We start from the raw sequence: 19,942 nt of genomic DNA, 5'->3' as shown, positions 1-19,942 counted from the left end.
CCCTTCCTCAACCGATCGACGGGCCTAGGCCGAGGGACTGCGGGGTGCTCGAATCCGGCGACGGCTGCGGGATGCCCTCGTCGAGCGGCCCGAACTCGGTCATGAGCGACTTGTTCCACGGCGTGACCTCCTCGGCCACCAGCGAGTTCGTGGTGAGGATCAGGCCTGCCACCGATGCGCCGTTCTGCAGCGCGGACCGCACCACCCGCAGCGGGTCGATCACACCGAGCTCGACCAGGTCGCCGAACCGACCCTCCAACGCGTCGAACCCGTCGTCAACTCCCCGAACGGTGAGCTGCTTGACGACGTCGTCGCCGTCGTAGCCCGCGTTCGTGGCGATGAGGTGCGCCGGCTCGGTGAGCGCCTGCCGGACGATCTCGACGCCGATCCGGTAGTCGCCGCCGACGTCCAGGTCGTCGAGCGCGGGCTCGGCGTGCAGCAGCGCGACGCCGCCGCCCGCGACGATGCCCTCTGCGATGGCCGCGCGTGTGGCCTGCAGGGAGTCGTCGACGCGGTGGCGGATCTCCTTGGCCTCCGCGTTGGTGGGCGCACCCACGCCGATCACCGCGGCCTTGCCCGAGAGCCGCGCGATGCGCTCGGAGAGGAAGTCCTCGTCGGTGCCGAACGTGGCGCGGGCGAGCTCGGCCCGCAGCTGCGTGAGCCGTAGTTCGAGGGCCTCCCGGTCCCCGCCGCCGCCGATGATCGTGGTGTTCTCGCTGGTGACGCGCACCTGCGAGGCCCGCCCGAGGTGCTCGGTTGTCATGTGCTCCATCGAGAACGCGGAACTGCGGCTGTGCACCTTGCCGCCGCACAGCGCCGCCATGTCCTCCAGCAGGTGGATGCGCTTCTCTCCGAAGCCGGGCGCCCTGATCGCCACCGCCTGGAACGTGCGGTTGACGTGGTTGTGCACGAGCATCTGCAGGGCCGTGCCCTCGACCGTCTCGGCCACGAGCACGAGCGGGCGCCGCTCGCCGCGCATGATCTTGTCGAGCACCGGCATCAGCTGCTGGACGTCCTTGACCTTCTCTGCCGTGAACAGCAGGTACGGGTCGTCGACGATCGCCTCGAGCCGGCCCGGGTCGGTCACCATGTACGGCGTGACGTAGCCGTTGTCGAACTCGAAGTCCTCGACGAACCCCACGCTCACCCCGTGCTGCGGGACGTCCTCCACCGTGACGACGCCGTCGTCACCGACGGTGTACAGGGCCCGCGCGACGACGCTGCCGATCGACTCGTCGTCGTTGGCGGAGATCGACGCCACGCGGGCGTAGTCCTGCTCGGTGGACACCGGGTGGGTCACCCGCTGCAGGTGCTCCACGATGCGCCGCACCGCGAGGTCGATGCCACGCTTGACCAGAACCGGGTTGCCGCCCGCCGCGATCGCCTTCATGCCCTGCCGGACGATCGCCTGGGCGAGCACGATCGCCGTGGTGGTGCCGTCGCCGACGGTGTCGTTGGTCTTGACCGCCGCTTCCTTCACCAGCTGCGCGCCCATGTTCTCGAACGGGTCGCGCAGGTGGATCTCCCGCGCGATCGTCACGCCGTCGTTCGTGACCTCGGGCGATCCGGTGATCTTCTCCAGGATGACGTTGCGGCCCTTGGGCCCGAGCGTGCTCTTGACGGCTTCGGCCAGCTGGTCGACCCCGGCCTGGAGCAGCCGCCGGCCCTCCTCTCCGAATCGCAGTTCCTTCGCCATGTTCTGTCCTCCTGGATTTGCGGAACGTCGGTCTGCTGCGCGGGGGCGGATCAACGAAGCCGTGAGTGGATACGAGTGCCGGAGCACTCGTATCCACCCACGGGACTCACCTGATGGGCTTCAGGTCGAAGTCCAGGTACTCGGCCGCGTCCTCCGGGTTGGCGAACATGATCGTGCGGTCGTCGAGGTGGACCATCCGGCCGTAGTGGGTGGACATCGCCTCCTCGAACTCGGAGGCGTTGAACCAGCCCTCCTCCTCGCCCGCCTCCTCGTCGACGTCGGCGTAGACGACGTCGAACCGGCCCTGGCCGTCGACGCGGATCATCGAGGGCAGGTGGGTGACCTTCACGTTGTCGAGCCGCTCCAGAACGTGCGCGATGAGCACGCCGACCTGGCTGTTCATCAGCGTGAACCCGCACATGTTCGAGGCGGTGCTGTTGGACTCGAAGCGGATCGGGGCGGTGGACGCATTCGTTGCCGTGGTCACTGCTTCAGCTCCTCGGGGGTGGCGAGACCGAGATCGCGGCAGATCCCGGCGAACCGGTTCTTGGCCCGGTCGAGGCTGTCCTCGAACCGCGGGGGCTTGGCGTCGGGCTGCGACCACAGCGGCTGCAGCTGGCGGGCGGCCTCGAGGGCCTGCGGCACCCAGTGCGACAGCCAGCCCTGCATGAGCGCCTTGTTGTGCTCGGCGAACTCACGATCCTGGGTGAGCGGCGCGAGGCACGCGATCGTCCAGCGCAGGTCCCGCTGGGCGTAGTCGTACTCACCCGCTCCCATGACGGTCGGCGTGACGAAGTCGCCGTGGCCGGACGCGGACTGCATCACCAGGTGGCTGCGGAAGAGCTCCCCGAGCAGCGGCTCGAACACGATGTTCGCCGCGAGGACGGCCTCGCCCCAGTCGTCCTCGATCGCGGTGAGCGCCTCGCACACCTTCCGGACGCCCTGCCACTCCGCGTCACCGTTCCACGCGGCGAGGTGCGCGGTGCCGTCGAAGCCCTCGATCTCCTCGGTGAGCGTGAGGTTGTAGAGCGCGAGGTCCTGCGCGAACCGGATCTTGTGCGCGCTGTTCACGGCGAGCGCCGTGTTGTGCATGTTGGTCGGCGCGGACCGCTCGTTGGCCGCGAACACGTACAGGCCCAGCACGTGCTCGATGTGCATCCAGGCGCCCACGTGGCGCTCGACGAACCGGACCCAGTTGGTCGACCACTGCTCGAACGACTTCGCGTGGCGCGCGTTCTCGATGTTCTGGTTCAACTGCCGTACGACGTTGGCGTTGTACCGGTAGATGGTCTGTTCCCACTCCTCGTTGGGGTCGCGGAACTCGTGCCATCCGTGTGCAGGCCAGTTCTCGACGGGCATGCCGCCGGTGCCCGGGCCACGCTGCGGCTCCGGCTGGTCGACGCCCCAGGCCTTGAGCTTCGTCCAGTGCAGCGGGTAGCCGGTCTCGCCGTCGGCGAAGCCGTAGATCCAGCCCTGGGTGAGGTAGTGCCGCGGGTCGGGCTGGACGTCGACGGTGACGTCCTCGTAGTGGGTCTGCTTGCGCTTGGCTGGTGCGAAGTAGTTGTAGCGCCGGGCGCTCGCCGAAGAGTCGGGGAACTCACGCGCCCCTGCCTCGGCGTCCGTGAAGACCGGCTTCGGGACGCTCCGTTCCGGACGTTCGGTCGTGGTCATGCTTGGTCCTCCGGGTCACCGGTGGTGGTGAACTTGTCGTAGAAGATGTGTTCGGCCTTGCAGCCGAGCCGGGTGAGCACCGCGATCGCCGCGTCGACCATCGGCGGCGGGCCGCAGACGTACGCGTCCTTGCCGGCCAGGTCGGACTCGTGCCGGGCGACGACATCGGTGATCAGACCGGTCTCGCCCGCCCATTCGTCGTCCTGGGACGGCTCGGACAGCGCCGGCACGTACGTGAAGCCGGGCAGCTGCTCCTGCAGTCGCGCGAGCTCCTTCTCGAAGCAGAGGTCCCGTGCCCCACGGGCGCCGTAGTAGAACGCCACCCGGCGTGCGATGCCCCGCTCGGCCATCGACCGCAGGAGTCCGAGCATCGGGGCCATCCCCGCGCCGCCGCCCACGAAGACCAGGTCGGACGTGCGGCTCTCACGGAGCGTGAAGGTGCCGAACGGCGCCTCCACCGCCAACCGGTCCCCCACCTGGAGGCGGGTGGCCAGCAGCCCGGAGAACAGCCCGTCGGGGTAGGTCTTGATGACGAACTCGAAGCGGCCGTCCCGGTTGGGCGTGTTCGCCATCGAGAACGACCGGCTCTCCTGCGTGCCGGGCACCTGGAAGTCCATGTACTGGCCCGGGAAGAACTTGATCTCCTCGGGCTCGACGAGCTTGACGACCAGGTGCCGCATGTCGTGGGTGACCGCCTCGATCGCCACGACCTCGACCGTGCCGCGCCGCAACGGCAGCCCGGAACGGATGATCTCCTCGTCGTAGTTGAGGAGCTCGATGGTCAGGTCCTCGAAGGGATGCGCCCGGCAGAGCAGCGTCTGCCCCTCCTCCTTCTCGTAGTCGGGCAACGCGAACGTCGAGTAGCGGTCCAGCTCGATGTCCTCGCCCTCGAGCACGAAGGACTTGCACGCCGCACATTGACCTTCCTTGCAGCCGTGCATGAGCTGGACGCCCTGCTCGGCGGCCGCACGGAGGATGGTCTGGTCCTCGTCGACCTCGATCTCGATGCCGACCGGTTCGAACCGGACGACGTGCTTCTCGCCCAAAGTGTCTCCTCGGCGGGGAAGAGAGCAGGGTTCGGCAGGGGGAAGGCCGGTTGTGGCCGGCCTTCCCCCCTCGCCTGGCCCGCGCTCAGGCGTCGGTTGGGGCGGGACGCCCGGCCGGTCCCTGACGGACGTAGTCGGCCGCGAACGCCGCGCGCTCGTCGTCGCTCATCTCGTTCAGCAGCACGTTCGGGCTCAGCAGGTTGGGCATCCGACGCATGTGGTCGAGCGTCCACATCTTCTTGGGATCCAGATCGAGGTGTGGTTGCGCGGTCATGGTCTTCCCGTCGTCGCGCACGAAGCCCATGTCCTTGACCACGTCGGCCCAGTTCCAGCCGTGGTAGAGCGTCTCCCACTCGCGGTGCCCGACGAGCTGGCCCATGTTGGGGGTCTCGCGCCCCTCGTAGGTCGGGCGGAACGCCACCTTGTCGGTCCAGTGGCACATCTCGTGGCAGTACGTGCGCCACTGGCCGTCGACCTGGTCCATGACCATGTCCTCACGGACCAGGCACGGCACCATGCAGGTCCAGCACCGGTGCGGGTACACGTAGTCGACGCTCTCGGCCACGATCGCGTTGTGGCCGTTGGGGGTGGCGAGCCGGTTGTAGTTCTCCCACCACTTCCCGTACCGGTCGTACCAGCCCGGGTACTTGTACTCGAACCACTCGAAGTCCTCGTCGGTCATGCCGTCGATCCGCCAGTAGTTGGCGAGCCAACCGGTGGCGAAGAACTGCGCCACCTCGTGGACGTAGCCCTTCTCCCAGATCTGCTTCCAGGACTCCTCGACGAGGTCGTGCGGGATCGTGAGCCCGTACTTCTCCAGCGGCACGAGGTAGGACCGGTAGTAGTCGTCGTAGATCCAGCGACGCCACATCTCCGCGTAGGACTCGCGGTCCTTGCGGCGGTCCTTCGTGCCGTACTCGATGAACGTGCCGATGGCGGCGTCCACCACCCGGTGGTTGTTCCACCACGCGTAGCGCAGGTCGCGCGCCAGCAGCTGGTGGTTCTCCTCGTCGGACAGCGCCATCAGCAGGGTCGCGTAGCCGTTGGAGATGTGGCGCGACTCGTCGGACTGCACCGAGTGGAACACCGTGGGCAACAGGTAGTCGCCGTTCGCGGCCGCCTCGGCCGGCATCGCGACGAACAGCGTGTTGGTGAAGGCGGTCTCGGCGACGATCGTCAGGTAGATGCTCGCCGCGGTGATCGCGTCACCCGTGATGAACCCCTCGGCGAACTGGCGGCCGATGGTGCCGCAGTAGTCGCCCTGGAACCCGCGGAGGCTGTTGTTGAAGCCGGCCGGGTCGATGTAGTTGTTCATGTACAGGCGCTTGAGGTTCTGCTGGATCGTCGAGTGGCGGACCTCGTCGATCATCTGGATCGCCTGACCGTTGTGCAGTTCCGGGTTCGGCACCGTGTGGAACAGCATCGGCATCGAGCGCGCCGCGGAGATCTCCGGCAACGGGATGATCGACAGGAACAGCTTCTGCCACTCCAGCCAGCGCTCCTGCACCTGGCGGAACATGTTGCCGCGGATCGCGCCGTCCTGGGCGCCGTAGACCCGGTGGTCCTTCTCCTCCTCCATCGGGAAGTAGGAGCGCAGGATCTGCTTCAGCGGGTCCTTCTTCGCGGCCTTCCGGAACGTGTAGTCCGTGCCGTACTTCATGTACGGCTCGTGGTACATCGGCTCCCAGGCGAGTTCCTGGATCTTCTGGTGAGCCTTCGCCAGACTCTGCCGACTCACGTCATCTCCTCCTGGGGTGGTGGGTTGGCGGCGAGTCGTCGACGGCGCGGGTGTCGACCGCTCGTGTTCCCGATCACACTCCCTTCGCCTTGCACACGGGGTCTCAATATGAGACGTCTGCGCCGGCCTCCGACCGTTTACGCTGGTCGCGCTGAGGATCGACACCGCTGTCGGGGAGGCCCGCTTGGCTGGAGGCGGAGCGCGGGTGCCGGCCGGACCCGCCACCGAGGAGCTCGCGCGCGCCCGCGTGTCGTTCCTGTCGAGGGAGCCCGTCAGGTCCGGCGTCGTCCGGGAGCCGATCCTGGCCTCCTGGTCCCGGTCACTCGCGTGGCACGTCCCCGCCGACCACATCGAGCTGCCCCACGACGACGTCGACCCGGACACCCTGCTCGCCCGCGCAGCGGAGCCGGTGCTCTCCGAGGTCTCCGACCAGTTCGCCACCGAGCCGGTGAGCGTGATCCTCTGCGACGCCGACGGCGTCGTGCTCGACCGGCGCACCGCCGACACCGGCCTCGAGTCGCACCTCGACCGCGTCCTGCTCTCCCCCGGCTTCAGCTACGCCGAGCGCCACGTCGGCACCAACGGCATCGGCAGCGCCCTGGAGGGCGGCAGGCTCACGCAGGTGTTCGGCCACGAGCACTACGTCGAGCACCTCGAGGACCTCGCATGCGCGGGCATCCCCGTGCGGCACCCCGGCACCGGCCGCGTGATCGGCGTCGTCGACCTCACCTGCTGGCGCCGCAACGCCGGGGCCATGATGGCCGCCGCGGTGGCCTCCATCGGACGCCGGATCGAGGAGGCCCTGCTCGAACACTCCGGGCGCCGCGAGCACCTGCTGCTGCAGGACTACCTCAGGGCCTGCCGGCACGCGCGGGGCGCCGTGTTCGCGATCGGCGCCGACCTGCTGATGATGAACGACCGGGCGCGCGAGCTCTTCGACGCGCGGGACCAGGCGGCGCTGCTCGCCGAGGCGGTGGAGGCCCTCGGCTCCGGGCGCGACCGCAGGCTCGTGATCGACCTACCCAGCGGGCACACCGCTCGCGCGTACGCCAAACCCAGCTTCAGCGAGAGCGGCGTGACGGGCGGGGTGCTGCAGGTCCAGCTCGTCGCGCAGATGAACGCGGCCGAGCGGACCGTCACCGCGTCGGCGTACACCCCTTCCCTGCCCACCGCGGTCGGTTCCAGCACGGCGTGGAAGAAGTGCGGGCAGGCCGTCGACCGGCACTTCCAGGCGCGGGAGTGGCTGCTCCTGCAGGGCGAGCCGGGCGTCGGCAAGGCGACGCTCGCCCGCGCCACGCACCGCAACCGCTCCCCCGCGGGCCACCTGCGCGTCCTCGACGCCGACGCCTACGGGCCGCAGTGGATCGCCGAGGTGTCCGGCGAGCTGCAACACGCAGGCACGCTCGTCATCGCCCACCTCGACCGGCTGCCCCCCGCCGGCGTCGCCGCGCTCGCCGACGCGCTCGAGCCCGACCGCGAGTCCACCGAGCTGGACCGCCCGTGGGTGGTCGCCACGCTCACCTGCGACCCCGGGCAGCGCAGCCCCGATCTCGCGGGCCTGCTGGGCTGCTTCCCACGCACGGTGGAGGTGCCGCCGCTGCGCCACCACATCGAGGACGTCGCCGAGCTGGTGCCGCACCTGCTCACCCGACTCTCCCGCGGCTCCCTCACCTGCTCGCCGGAGGCCATGCACGTGCTCATGCGCAACCGGTGGCCGGGCAACGTCGAACAGCTGCACCAGGTGCTACGCAAGGTCGTGGCCAAGCGCCGCGCCGGCGTGGTGGAAGCCCGCGACCTGCCACCGGAGTGCCGGATCACCACCCGCCGGGTGCTCACCCCGCTCGAGGCGATCGAGTGCGACGCGATCATCGAGGCGTTGCTCGACACCGACGGCAACAAGGTCGAAGCCGCCCGCCTCCTCGGCTCGTCCCGCGCGACGATCTACCGCAAGATCCGCGAGTACGGGATCACGATGCCGAGCCCGCTCGAGGCGAGCCGCCGCGGCTAGAGCTGTCCGGTGGCCGAGAAGGTGGCGGGCGGCCTCGCGGGCGACATAGCGCCAGGCCCACCCCTCACCAGGCCTTCGACGGCACCGTGCATCATCCAGGCCCACCCCGCCCCGGGCCTTCGGTGGCGCCGCGCATCGTGCGGGGCCGCCCCTCACGCCTCAAGGGCGCTCCGCGTCGCTCCGCGATCGCTACGCGACCCTTGACCCGCGAGCCTCTGTGACCCCTGATGGCCCGCTTCGCGGGCAGGCCCCGGGCCTGCCCCTTCTGCGCGCGGCGCCACCGAAGGCCGGTCTCACCACCATGATCACGGCTTCGGCGCGAAAACTGACCAAGAACAGTCCGGAAACGCGCCCAACCGGCGATCATGAACCGCTCCGACGGGTGTGATCGGCCCGAGCAGTACTACCTGGTCGCGGCCAGGACCCTCGTGTGCTGCTCGAGGTGATCCTCGGACAGTCACGCCCCCGTTCTCGGCCCACGCTGCCCGTCGACCGGCTGCGTGGACCGACAAGGGGTGCGCGAGCACCAACGCGGTACGCGAGGACAACCAGATGCCCGGCACCGGCCTCCTGGCGGCGTCGCGCGCCCCCACCGCATGCCCCAGGGGCCGCAGAGGCTCACAGGTCATCCCTGAAGGAGCGGGGCCGGTCAACCCGCGGTTGCGGCTGCTGATCTTTCTTCTCGGTTCTCCGGCCTGTTCTTGGGCGCGGCGGGCTGAGGCGTCGGGGTCAAGGATCGGCCCGGAGGGTCGACCGCGTAGCGGCCGCAGGTCCTTGATGCCGACGCCGGGCGGCGCACGCTGTTCAAGGGTGGAGAAAAGGGGGTGGTCTCGCGGCTCCCGGGGGTCGGGTGATCGAGGGTCGGGTGCGTGCTCCAGTGCCGGTGCCCCGGCGGTGGACAGGCCCGGTTGAGGGCTGTCGGTCATCCCTTCGCCCGTTGGGCATGGAGTGCTGCGACGGGTTCGCGGTGAGCGGGGTCAATCAAGGGGGCGACCACGCCGTGGTTCCCGGCGCCGTGATCGTGCGCTGTGATCTTGCGCGCTGTGATCTTGCGCTGGGACGGGGGTCATGACCCGTGCGACCGGCGCCCACCTCGGTTGGCGGCCGGCTCATGCCGCCGATCTGCCGGGCGGGGTGTGTGGCTGGGGCGGGATGTGTGGCGGGGTGTGGGGTTGGGGCGGGGTGTGGGGTTGGGGCGGGGTGAGCCGGCGGATGTGCCCGTCGCGTAGGCCGTAGTAGACCAGCTCGACCAGCTCGCGGGCGGCGGCAACAACGCCGATGTTGCGGCCGCGGCGGGCAGCGACCCGCTCCCGGACCGCACCGGTGCGGGTGTGTTCGCCGACCCGCTGCACCGCCTCCACCGCAGCCCAACGCACCAACCGGGAACCCTGTTTGGTGATCCGGCCGCGATGCACGGTGGTGTCGGACTCATGGTGTTTCGGGGTCAACCCGGCCCAGCTGGCCAGCTGCGCGGGTCCGGGGAAGCGGGTGACGTCACCGATCTCAGCGACGAACACCGCGGCCAAGGTGGGCCCGACCCCGGGGATCTGCTGGATCGCCCGGTAGCCGGGATGTTCGCGCAGCCGGTTGGTGACCAACTTGGCGAACAACTCGACCTCGAAGTCCACGTTAATGATCAGTCGTAGCGCGGAGTCGACCCGAGCGCGTGATTCGACCGACAGCCGGGCCGCGGCCAACAAGTGCTGCCCGCCCGGGCTGAACAGATCACTCATCGGCACCTGCACCCCGGCCTCGGCCAGCACGGCGTGGACCTGGGATTTCAAGCTCGAGCGCAACGCCACCAGCTTGGCCCGATGCCGCACCCAACCACGCAGCTCCCGGGTGGCCGGTGGCGCGATCCACGCCTCGGGCAGCCGACCCATCCGCAACAGATCAGCCAGATCCCCCGCGTCCCGCTCGTCGTTCTTCACCCGCCGATAGCAGAACATCTTCACCCCCAGCGGATGCGCCAAATGCACGTGCGCGCCCAACTCGGCCAGGGTGTCCGCAGCCCAGTACCAGCCATAGGCCGCTTCCAGCACCACCTCCGGGGCCTCCCCAGCGCGGGCCATCACCTGCCGCAGATACTCCGGATCGTTGGAGATCCGCACCGTCTCCAACGTCTCACCCATCTCGGTCTTGCGAACCAGCACCGACCGCCGCCGGTGCAGGTCAATTCCCACGACCTGCTTGCCCTCGTACGATTCGCTCACAGGGGCCTCCTCAAATCGTTGGTGTGAGCACCCCGAGCATGAGCCGGGAGCCACGAGGAGCGGAGGCCCCGCTCCTTCATCCCATCAAGGGGCGCGAAGCGATCGCGGAGCGACGCCGAAGGCGCCCTTGAGCTGTGAGGGGCGGCCCCGCACAATGCGCGGCGCCGCCAGGAGGCCCGGGGAAGCAAGACCTGGAGCCAGAAGACCTTGCCCGCGATGACCAGGCACACAGTTGTCGGCGCCACCTGACCTGCGGGTGGTTCGTTCAGGCGTCCGTGCGCACCTCGGTGCCGTCCTGCGCCCAGCGGGTGTGGAACACGCCCTCGGTGTCGATCCGCCGGTAGGTGTGGGCGCCGAAGAAGTCCCGCAGGCCCTGGATCAGGTTGGCCGGGCCGCGCTCGCGCCGGTAGCCGTCGTAATAGGACAGCGAGCTGGCGAACGCCGGGATCGCCACGCCCTGCTGCGTCGCCGTGACCACCACGCGCCGCCACGCGTCCTGCGCATCGGCGACGGCCTCGGTGAAGTAGGGGACCATCAGCAGGTTCTCGATGTCGCCGTGCTCCGCGTAGGCGTCGCGGATGCGGTTGAGGAACTGCGCCCGGATGATGCAGCCGCCCCGCCAGATCGTGGCCATCGCGCCGAGGTCGAGGTTCCAGTCGTTCGCCGCCGACGCCGCGCGCATCTGCGCGAAGCCCTGCGCATAGGCCACCACCTTGCTGGCGTAGAGGGCCTGGCGGATGTCGTCGACCAGGTCGGCCCGGTCCTCTCCCGCACCCGGCACCGGACCGCCGAGCGTGCCCGCGGCCGCCTTCCGCTCGCCCTTCAGAGCCGAGAGGGTGCGCGCGAACACGGCCTCGGTGATGCCGGTGAGCGGCACGCCGAGGTCGAGCGCGTCGATCGCCGTCCAGCGCCCGGTGCCCTTCTGCTCCGCCTCGTCGAGGATGACGTCGACGAGCGGGCGACCGGTGCTGGCGTCGGTCTTCTGCAGCACCTCGGCCGTGATCTCGATGAGGAACGACTCCAGGTCGCCGGAGTTCCACTCCTCGAAGATCTTGCCGATGGCCGGGGCGTCGAGGCCCGCGACGTGCGTGAGCAGGTCGTACGCCTCGGCGATGAGCTGGATGTCGGCGTACTCGATGCCGTTGTGCACCATCTTGACGTAGTGGCCGGCGCCGTCCGGCCCGACGTGCACGCAGCACGGCGTGCCGTCCACCTGGGCGGCGATGCCGGTGAGGATCTCCTCGACCTCGGCGTAGGCGGCCGGGTCGCCGCCGGGCATGATGCTCGGCCCGAGCAGCGCGCCCTCCTCACCACCGGAGACGCCCACGCCCATGAAGCGCAGGCCACGCGCGGCGCACTCCTCGGTGCGCCGCTTGGTGTCGGGGAAGTGCGAGTTGCCCGCGTCGATGATGATGTCGCCCTCGTCGAGCAGCGGGGCCAGCTCCTCGATCACGGCGTCGACGGGCGCACCCGCCTTCACCATCACGATGATCCGCCGCGGCCGCTCCAGCGCGGCGACGAAGTCCTCGACGGTCTCGGCCGCGGTGAACGTGCCCTCCGAGCCGTAGGCCTCGATGAACTCCCGCGTGCGCGCCGCCGTCCGGTTGTGGACGGCAATCGGTGTTCCCCGCCGTGCGATGTTGCGGGCGAGGTTCGCCCCCATCACGGCCAACCCGGTCACACCGATCCGGCTCTTCCCGTCTGGCACGGTCATCTCCCTCGGGCGTCGACGTACGCGCCCTGCACGCTACCGCCCCGCCCGCACGCGCCACTGGGCGCGCTCAAACGTGAGTTCGCCGACATCGCGTCGACAGCTCCCGAGGCTCTCGCCGACAGTGGAAGCTCCGCCGGCGGGCGCCAGGCTCCCCTCGCCCGTCCGACACGAGGAGATTTCCCCCGATGCTCGTTGACATGCTCGCGTTGGTCCCCGCTGTCCTCGCCGGTATCGGCGGCGCCCTGCTGGGCGACAAGGTCGGTGCCTGGTTCAAGAAGGGCCGCACCAGCGGTAACAGCTGAGGACGAGCCTGCGCGGGCCGTAGGTTGCGGGCATGCCCGCACCGGCCGTCGACCGGCAGCGCGTGCTCGCCCACCGCGCGGTCGCCCACGACCTCGTCGCGCCCGGCACCGGTGACGTCGTGCTCGGCGTGGGTCTGCAGGACTACCCACCGGGCCGCAGCGCCCGGCCGGCGCTGAGCCTGCGGACCGGACCGGGCCGGCCCCGGGGCGATCTCGCGCTCGTCCACGGCGTACGAGGCGCGCTCCACCTGCACCGGGCCGACGACCTCGCCCTGCTCCGCGGAGCGCTGCACGTCGCCGACGGACGGGACTGGTCACGTCAGACCATGGCGACGTTCGGCGACGAGCTCGCCGGCGCCGGGATCACGTTCGCGGCGGCGCTCGACGAGGTCGCCGCCGCGATGGCCACGGTGACGGCCGACGGCACACCGCGGACCAAGGGCGAGGTGAGCGGGGCGATCAGCTCTGCCGTCGACCACCGGCTGGCGCCCTGGTGCGAGAGCTGCGGCGCCGCGCACGTGCACGACGTGCTCTTCCGGCTCGCCACGCTGCACGCCGGCCTCACCGTGCAGGTCGACCCGGCATTGCCGAGCCGGTTCCGCTACGCCGGCTCCAGCGACGGGACGCGGGCCGCCACGGACGAGAGCCGCGCCGAGCTGGTGCGCCGGTTCCTCGCGGCGTTCGGGCCGGCGAAACCCGCGCACCTCGCCGGCTGGCTGGGCCTGCGCCCGGCCGCCGCCCGGCGGTGGTGGGACCTCGTGGCGGGTGAACTGCGGCCGGTGCGCGTCGCGGACGCGGAGCTCTGGGTGCACGCCGACGACCTCGACCGCGTCGTCGACGCCCCACCGGCCCGCGGGGTCCGGCTGCTGCCGGCCTACGACCCGCTCACCGAGCTCGCCGACCGCGAGCTGCTGGCGCCGGACGCCGATCGTCGCCGCAAGATCTGGCAGGCCGTCGCGAACCCCGGGGTCATCTGGGCGGACGGCGAGATCGTCGGGGTGTGGCGAGGCCGCACGCGCAAGGACGGGCTCACCGTGACGCTCGACCCCTTCGAGCCGATGTCACCGGCCCAGCGGCAGGCGCTCGAGCCGGACCTGGAGGTGTTCCGCGCCGCGGCCGGCACGACGACGGCCACGCTCGCCCCCGCGTGATCCGATGCTCCTCGGGATGGGCGGGCTAGCGGCGGGAGCGGGCGGCGAGGATGCGCAGGACCGCGCGTTCCAGGGCGTAGTCCGGGTCGGCCGCCGCACCCTTGACGTCTGCGTTGACCTCGGCCGCCGCGGCGAACGCCTCCGCAAGGGCCTCCGGGCCCCATCCGCGCACCGCCTGCTGGGCCTTGCGGATCTTCCACGGCGGCATGCCCAGCGTGCCGGCCAGGCGGTTGGGGTCGCCGCGACCGGCCGACCCCACCTTCGCGAGCGTGCGCAACGCGTCGGCCAGCGCGTCGGCAATCAGCACCGACGGCGTGCCGAGCAGCTGCGCCCAGCGCAGCGCCTCGACCGCGCCCGCGCGGTCGCCCGCCACGACCTTGTCGGCGACCGCGAACCCGGTGGCCTCTGCGCGGCCCCGGTGGTAGCGGCGCACTGCGCGCTCGTCGACCGAGCCGCCGGTGTCGGCCACCAGCTGGCTGGTGGCCGATGCCAGCTCCCGCAGGTCCGACCCCACCGCCTCGAGCAGCGCGGCGATCGCGTCGCCGGTGATCTTGCCCCCCACGCGCCGGGCCTCGGCACGCACGAAGTCGGACCGCTCGTCCATCCTCGTGATCTTGTTGCAGGTGGTGACCGGGGCACCCGCCTTGCGCAGCGCGTCGACGAGGGCCTTGTTGCGCGCCCCTCCCGAGTGGACGACCACGAGGACGATGCCTTCGGCCGGGTCGGCCGACTGCTCGAGGATCGCCGTGGCCAGCTCCTTGCCGACCTCGTGGGCCGCGAGCAGGACGAGCACCCTCGCCTCGGCGAAGAGCGACGGGCTCAGGTTCTCGGCGAGGTCGGCCGGGGTGAGCTCGGCCGCGCGCACCCGGCGCACGTCGGCCGCGGGGTCGCTCGCGCGGACCTCCGCCGCGACCTGCTCGATCGCCCGCTCGACGAGCAGCTCCTCCTCGCCGACGACGAGGCGGATCGGGGCTGGCGCGGCCATGCGTCCATGCTCGCGCACCACCCCGACATCCCGTGACCCGGCTCCCAGATCACGAGACGGGCTTGGGAGCCGCAACGGACGTGTCGTAACGTGATGGGCACAACCGCATATGGCTCATCCAGAGGGGCAGAGGGAACGGCCCGACGAAGCCCCGGCAACCGGCGATGCGCGCTCTTCGCGCTCGATCACGGTGCCAATTCCGACCCGCACGGTGCGGGAAAGATGAGGAGACTTCTCATGTCCCTGACTGCTGACAGCGCCACGACCACCGCTTTCGACCTCGGACCCGCCCGCGCGCTGTCCTGTCGGGAATGCGGTCACCAGATCCCGCTCGCGGCCGAGTTCGCCTGTCCGGAGTGCTTCGGCCCGCTCGAGGTGGCCTACGACTTCGGCACCGTTACCCGCGAGTCGATCGAGTCGGGCCCCAAGTCCATCTGGCGCTACCGCCACCTGCTCCCCGTGCCCTCCGACGTGCAGTCCCACCCCAACACCGAGCCCGGCCTCACCCGGCTGATCAAGGCCGACCGGCTCGCCGCCGCACTGGGCGTGCGCACGCTGTGGGTCAAGGACGACACCGGCAACCCCACCCACTCCTTCAAGGACCGGGTGGTGGCCGTGGCGCTGGCGGCGGCCCGCGAGCTCGGCTTCACCGTGCTCTGCTGCCCGTCCACCGGCAACCTGGCCAACGCGGTGGCCGCCGCGGCCGCCCGCGCGGGCTGGGACTCGGTGGTGCTGATCCCCAGCTCCCTCGAGCAGGCCAAGGTGCTCACCACCGCCGTCTACGACGGCACCCTGCTGGCCGTCGACGGCAACTACGACGACGTCAACCGGCTCGCCACGGAGCTCGCCGCCGAGCACGAGGACTGGGCGTTCGTCAACGTCAACGTGCGCCCGTACTACGCGGAGGGCTCCAAGACCCTCGGCTACGAGGTGGCCGAGCAGCTCGGCTGGCGACTGCCCGAGCAGGTCGTGGTGCCCGTGGCCTCGGGCTCCCAGCTGACCAAGGTGGACAAGGGCTTCACCGAGCTCGGCACGCTCGGGCTGGTGGAGCCCACCCCGTACCGGGTGTTCGGTGCGCAGGCCACGGGCTGCTCACCGGTGGCCAAGGCGTTCGAGGACGGCCACGACGTGGTGCAGCCGGTGCGCCCGGACACGATCGCCCGCTCCCTCGCCATCGGCAACCCCGCCGACGGCCCGTACGTCCTCGACGCCGTCCGCCGCACCGGCGGGGCCGTCGCGCACGTCAGCGACGAGGAGGTCGTGGAGGGCATCCGGCTGCTCGCCCGCACCGAGGGCGTGTTCGCGGAGACGGCAGGCGGCGTCACCGTGGCCACCGCGAAGAAGCTCATCGAGTCCGGGCAGCTCGACCCCGACGCCGAGACGGTGCTGCTGATCACCGGCGACGGGCTCAAGACCCTCGACGCGGTGTCGGGCCACATCGGCCCGTCGGCCACCGTGCCCTCCACCAGCAAGGCGGTGCGCGAGGCGCTGGCGGCGCGCGGGCTCTGACCCGCCACCCCTCGCGACATCCCCGGCGTCGGGGAGGTAGCGGTGGGGGACTTACGCGACGCGGGCCCGAGGCCGCGAGCGCCCGCGGCCAACCGTTGCGACATTCCTGCTACGCGACGGGGACCGTGCGACGACCCGTGCCCCGCAGGCTCGTGGCGATGGGTGATGCGGAACAGCCACCGCAGCGGCTGGCGGGGTTGGACGGGCTGCGCGGGATCGCGGTGGCCGGTGTGCTGTTGTTCCACGCCGGCCACCTTGGCGGCGGTTTTCTCGGCGTCGACCTGTTCTTCGCGCTGTCCGGCTATCTGATCACCGGGCTGCTGCTCCGGGAGGTCCGGGCCACCGGGACCGTGTCGTTGGTCGCGTTCTGGGGGCGGCGGGTCAGGCGGCTGCTGCCCGCGCTGGCGGTGATGCTGGCGGTGACCACGCTGCTGGTGTGGGCGCTGGGGGCCGAGGATCTGTGGAGCAGCGCTCTGTCGGACGGCCCGTGGGTGCAGGCGAACCTGGCGAACTGGCATCTGCTGGCCGAGTCGGCCGGCTACTGGGACAGGTACGGGCCCGGCCGGGTCTTCGGCCACCTGTGGAGCATCGCCGTGGAGGAGCAGTTCTACCTGGTGTGGCCGGTGGTGGTGCTCCTGATCGCGGCGACCGCGCGGCGGGTGGAGCCGTGGGTGGCGCTGGTGGCCCTGCTCGTCTCCGCGTCCTCGCTGGCCTTGATGGTCGTCCTGTTCACCGCCGGCGATCCCACCCGCGTCTACACGGGGACCGACACGAGGGCGTTCTCGTTGCTGTCGGGGGCGTTGCCGGCCACCGCTCCGGTCCGTTCGGCGGTGTCGCGGATCGTGGGCCGGCACGTCGTGGCGGCGCAGGTGGTGCTGCTCGGCGCGCTCGCGGTGCTCTGGGCGTCGGCGGACGGGGAGGGCGCGCACTGGCTGTTCCGGGGCGGGTTGCTCGCACACTCGCTGCTCGCTGCCGTGCTGATCTCGATCTGCGCGCAGGCGCCCGGTTCACCGGTGACCCGGATGCTGGGCCGGGCGCCGTTGCGTGGGCTCGGATCGGTGTCCTACAGCCTCTACCTGTGGCACTGGCCGGTCTTCCTGCTGCTGCCCGAGGAGCGTCTCGATGTGCAGGGGTGGGCGCACACGGCGGTCGTGTGCACGTTCTCGATCGTGCTCGCCGTGCTGTCGAAGGTGCTGGTGGAGGACCCGATCCGGTTCGAGGTCCACTGGGCGCGGGGCCGTACCGGATTCGCGGCCTTCGCCGTCGCCATGGTCGCGCTCGTCGCGCTCTGGGTCGCGGTGCCCCGGCCTCCCGTCGCACAGGTGGACGTGACGGTCCTGAGCGTCAGCCGGTCGGGATGAGCGGACAGCTCCGCGGCGGGTTGGCGTCGTCACCGGGCAGCGTGAAGCTCAGCTGCACGGTGGCCGAGGGCGACCCACCGCCCTGCACGTGCACACCCAGCGCGGTGCAGACGATCTGGTCGATGCCGAGCGACGTCACGTCGCGCCGGGTCAGCGGGAGGCGGACCGTGATCAGATCGGCCGTGGTGTCCGCGACCACGCGGGTCTCCCCGGAGGCCCGGATCTCCGTGTGCAGGGCGGCGTCGGGGCCGGGACCGGTGAGCAGCAACGACAACGCGTCGGTGACGGTGCCCAGCCTGCCCGTCGCGCGCTGCTGGGGCTGCAGCCGCTGCTGGGCGTCGACGAAGAACAAGGTCGCGCCGGGCGCCACGCCGGTGGGCGCAGGCATCCCGTCGGTGATCTCGGACGGAGGCGCCCCGCAGCCGGCGATCAGCAGCAGCGCCAACGCGGCCGGCACGATCCACCTCATGCCTGCTCCCCGTGGTTGCCGGGTAGCCGGAGCACGAACCTCGCTCCGCCCCCCTCGGCGTTGCCGGCCAGCAGGTCCCCACCGTGCAGCCGTGCGTTGGCCAGCGAGATCGCCAGTCCGAGCCCGCTGCCCGGGGAGCGGGGTCGTGCCGCGTCCGCCTTGTAGAAGCGGTCGAACGCGTGCGCCAGCACCTCCGGTGACAGCCCCGGACCGTGGTCGGTGACCTCGATCTCCACCAGGTCGTCGTCGGCGCGCAGCCGCACCTGGACCGGCGGGTCGCCGTGGCGCAGCGCATTGCCGACGAGGTTCGCCAGTACCACGTCCAGCCGACGCCGGTCGAGCAACGCAGGCGCCTGCTCGGGCATGTCCACCTGCACCTGCTCCAGCCAGCCGCGTGCGCGCAGGCAGTCGCGGATCGCGTGCGTCACCTCCACCGGCTCGACCCGCAGGTGCGCCGTGCCGGCGTCGAACCGCGACACCTCCATCAGGTCCTCCACGAGCGCGACCAGCCGCTGGGTCTCGGCCACCGCGAGCTCCGCCGACTCCCTCGCCGTCGGCAGGCGGTCGTCGACGGAGGCGGCGAGCACCTCGACCACCGCGGTCAACGCGCTCAGCGGAGTGCGCAGCTCGTGGGAGACGTCGGCGACGAACCGCCGTTGCTCGGCCATCGACTCCTGCAGGGCATCGGCCATGCGGTTGATCGTCTCGCTCAGTTCGGCCAGCTCGTCCCCGCCCCGGGTGGGTATCCGGGCGGACATGTCGCCCGCGGTCAGCGCACGCGCGGTGTCCCGCACCCGGCTGACCGGTCGCAGCACCCCGCTCGCCGCCACGAGCGCCAGCAGCACGGCGACGGGCAGCGCGACGGCGCTGGTCAGGGCCGCGGTCGCGAAGAGGCCGTCCACCTGCCGCTCGAAGGCCGAGAGGTCCCGCACCGCGTACACCTCGATACCGGAGGGAGCGCGGCGCAGGTCGAGACCGGTGATGACGATCGGGGTGCCGATCAGCAGCTTCGGCCCGTCGGGCCCGACCACCCGCTGGTGAACCAGCCGATCGTGGGCGGCGGCGCGCAGCTCATCGGTGATCAGCGGCAGGTTGCCGGAACGCAGCCCCTGGTAGGTCACCTGGATGTCCTCGCCCATCGAGGTGCGCAGTGCGTCGAGGGTGTCCTGGGTCGGCGGATAGCTCAGATCGGCGGTGGTCATGCCGATCTGGTGCACCAGGTTCTCGATGGTCCGCCGCTCCGCCTCGACGACGATGGCGGCACCGGCCGACGCGGCTGCGGCCCACGCTGCCGCGGTGGCGCCGAGCACGGCCACCAACACGAAGGCCAGTACCAGCCGGACCCGCAGTCCCCGCGGTTGGGGCAGCCGCCTCATACCGGGCCGAACCGGTAGCCGAAGCCGCGCACGGTCTGCACGTACTCCGGCTCGGCAGGCACATCCTCGATCTTGGCTCGAAGTCGCTGCACGCAGTTGTCGACCAGCCGGGAGTCACCGAGGTAGTCGTGCTCCCACACCTGTTCCAGGAGCTGTTGACGGGTGAACACCCGCCCGGGCGATCCCGACAGCGTCAGCAGGGTGCGCAGCTCGATCGGGGTCAACGCCACCGGCTGTCCACGTTTGGACACCATGGCGCCGACGGCGTCGATCGTCAGGTCGCCGTGCGTGCGCACCTCGTCGGAACGCACCGAGCCCCGGCGCATCACCGCTCTGATCCGGGCGTCCAACACGGCGGGTTGCACGGGTTTGACCACGTAGTCGTCGGCACCGGCGGCCAGCCCCGCCACGACGTCGAAGTCGTCTCCGCGCGCAGTCAGCATGATGATCGGGACCGCGCCCTGCGCGCGGATGCGCCGGCACACCTCGAACCCGTCCATGCCGGGCAGCATCACGTCGAGCACGACGAGATCCGGTGTGGCCGAACGGAACTCACGCATCCCGTCCTCGCCGGTACCCGCCGTGCTCACCGTGTGCTCGTACCGGGCCAACGCCAGCTGCAGAGCTCGGCACACCTGCGGGTCGTCCTCGATGAGCAGGATCACGGCCACCTGCCAAGTATGTGACGCACGGGGCGGCTTCC

The 19,942-nt window shown here is 70.9% G+C and carries 15 protein-coding genes and 1 riboswitch; of the genes, 4 read left to right on the top strand and 11 right to left on the bottom strand.

Annotated elements, in window-relative coordinates:
• Positions 1-7: 7 nt before the first annotated feature.
• From groL to FB388_RS03335, 5 genes are all read right to left on the bottom strand, one after another.
• Positions 8-1,696, bottom strand: a complete 1,689-nt coding sequence (gene groL / locus FB388_RS03355) for a chaperonin GroEL (protein ID WP_142096735.1) — start codon at positions 1,694-1,696, stop codon at positions 8-10.
• Positions 1,697-1,802: 106 nt separating this feature from the next.
• Positions 1,803-2,183 (bottom strand): propane 2-monooxygenase effector subunit MimD, encoded by a 381-nt coding sequence (gene mimD, locus FB388_RS03350; RefSeq protein WP_425468522.1) that lies wholly within the window; start codon positions 2,181-2,183, stop codon positions 1,803-1,805.
• Positions 2,180-3,367, bottom strand: a complete 1,188-nt coding sequence (locus FB388_RS03345) for a ferritin family protein (protein WP_142096733.1) — start codon at positions 3,365-3,367, stop codon at positions 2,180-2,182. The genes mimD and FB388_RS03345 overlap by 4 nt, the downstream gene beginning before the upstream one ends.
• The gene (locus FB388_RS03340) at positions 3,364-4,413 is read right to left on the bottom strand and encodes an FAD-binding oxidoreductase (protein WP_142096730.1); all 1,050 of its coding nucleotides are present in this window, start codon (positions 4,411-4,413) and stop codon (positions 3,364-3,366) included. The genes FB388_RS03345 and FB388_RS03340 overlap by 4 nt, the downstream gene beginning before the upstream one ends.
• 85 nt (positions 4,414-4,498) lie before the next feature.
• Positions 4,499-6,136 (bottom strand): ferritin family protein, encoded by a 1,638-nt coding sequence (locus FB388_RS03335; protein WP_170225664.1) that lies wholly within the window; start codon positions 6,134-6,136, stop codon positions 4,499-4,501.
• A gap of 220 nt (positions 6,137-6,356) precedes the next feature.
• Here FB388_RS03335 and FB388_RS03330 point away from each other — a divergent pair, with 220 nt between their 5' ends.
• Positions 6,357-8,159, top strand: coding sequence for a sigma-54-dependent Fis family transcriptional regulator (locus FB388_RS03330; RefSeq protein WP_142096725.1), 1,803 nt, complete (start codon positions 6,357-6,359; stop codon positions 8,157-8,159).
• 1,109 nt (positions 8,160-9,268) lie between these two features.
• On the opposite strand, the gene FB388_RS03325 is transcribed toward FB388_RS03330, so the two are convergent.
• Positions 9,269-10,372 carry an IS110 family RNA-guided transposase gene (locus FB388_RS03325; RefSeq protein WP_211361741.1) on the bottom strand — a complete coding sequence of 368 codons (1,104 nt, stop codon included), beginning with the start codon at positions 10,370-10,372 and terminating at the stop codon, positions 9,269-9,271.
• Between the two features lie 265 nt (positions 10,373-10,637).
• Positions 10,638-12,086, bottom strand: coding sequence for an NADP-dependent phosphogluconate dehydrogenase (gndA, locus tag FB388_RS03320; protein ID WP_142096722.1), 1,449 nt, complete (start codon positions 12,084-12,086; stop codon positions 10,638-10,640).
• Between the two features lie 334 nt (positions 12,087-12,420).
• Here gndA and FB388_RS03315 point away from each other — a divergent pair, with 334 nt between their 5' ends.
• Entirely contained in the window at positions 12,421-13,539 is a 1,119-nt protein-coding gene (locus FB388_RS03315) for a winged helix DNA-binding domain-containing protein (RefSeq protein ID WP_142096719.1), read from the top strand.
• Between the two features lie 25 nt (positions 13,540-13,564).
• On the opposite strand, the gene holA is transcribed toward FB388_RS03315, so the two are convergent.
• A complete protein-coding gene (gene holA / locus FB388_RS03310; protein WP_142096717.1) occupies positions 13,565-14,524 on the bottom strand; it encodes a DNA polymerase III subunit delta in 960 nt (319 codons plus the stop codon).
• Positions 14,525-14,635: 111 nt separating this feature from the next.
• Positions 14,636-14,753, top strand: a riboswitch (SAM riboswitch).
• Positions 14,754-14,761: 8 nt separating this feature from the next.
• On the opposite strand from holA, the gene thrC reads away from it, so the two are divergent.
• A complete protein-coding gene (gene thrC, locus FB388_RS03305; RefSeq protein WP_142096715.1) occupies positions 14,762-16,033 on the top strand; it encodes a threonine synthase in 1,272 nt (423 codons plus the stop codon).
• A 158-nt stretch (positions 16,034-16,191) separates the two neighbouring features.
• Entirely contained in the window at positions 16,192-17,394 is a 1,203-nt protein-coding gene (locus FB388_RS03300) for an acyltransferase family protein (protein ID WP_142096712.1), read from the top strand.
• Here the strand turns inward: FB388_RS03300 and FB388_RS03295 are convergent.
• Genes FB388_RS03295 through FB388_RS03285 form a run of 3 tightly spaced genes read right to left on the bottom strand, consistent with a single transcriptional unit; the run spans position 17,378 to position 19,910 of the window.
• Positions 17,378-17,863: a hypothetical protein gene (locus tag FB388_RS03295; RefSeq protein WP_142096710.1), complete on the bottom strand. Its 486-nt coding sequence runs from the start codon at positions 17,861-17,863 to the stop codon at positions 17,378-17,380. The genes FB388_RS03300 and FB388_RS03295 overlap by 17 nt on opposite strands.
• Complete coding sequence (locus FB388_RS03290; RefSeq protein WP_142096707.1) at positions 17,860-19,239, bottom strand: sensor histidine kinase; 1,380 nt, start codon at positions 19,237-19,239, stop codon at positions 17,860-17,862. Before FB388_RS03290 ends, FB388_RS03295 begins: the two co-directional genes overlap by 4 nt.
• Positions 19,236-19,910, bottom strand: a complete 675-nt coding sequence (locus FB388_RS03285) for a response regulator transcription factor (protein ID WP_142096704.1) — start codon at positions 19,908-19,910, stop codon at positions 19,236-19,238. The genes FB388_RS03290 and FB388_RS03285 overlap by 4 nt, the downstream gene beginning before the upstream one ends.
• Positions 19,911-19,942: the final 32 nt, after the last annotated feature.

Source organism: Pseudonocardia cypriaca (genome assembly GCF_006717045.1).
Lineage (GTDB): Bacteria > Actinomycetota > Actinomycetes > Mycobacteriales > Pseudonocardiaceae > Pseudonocardia > Pseudonocardia cypriaca.
This window is presented reverse-complemented; position numbering and strand designations above follow the sequence as displayed.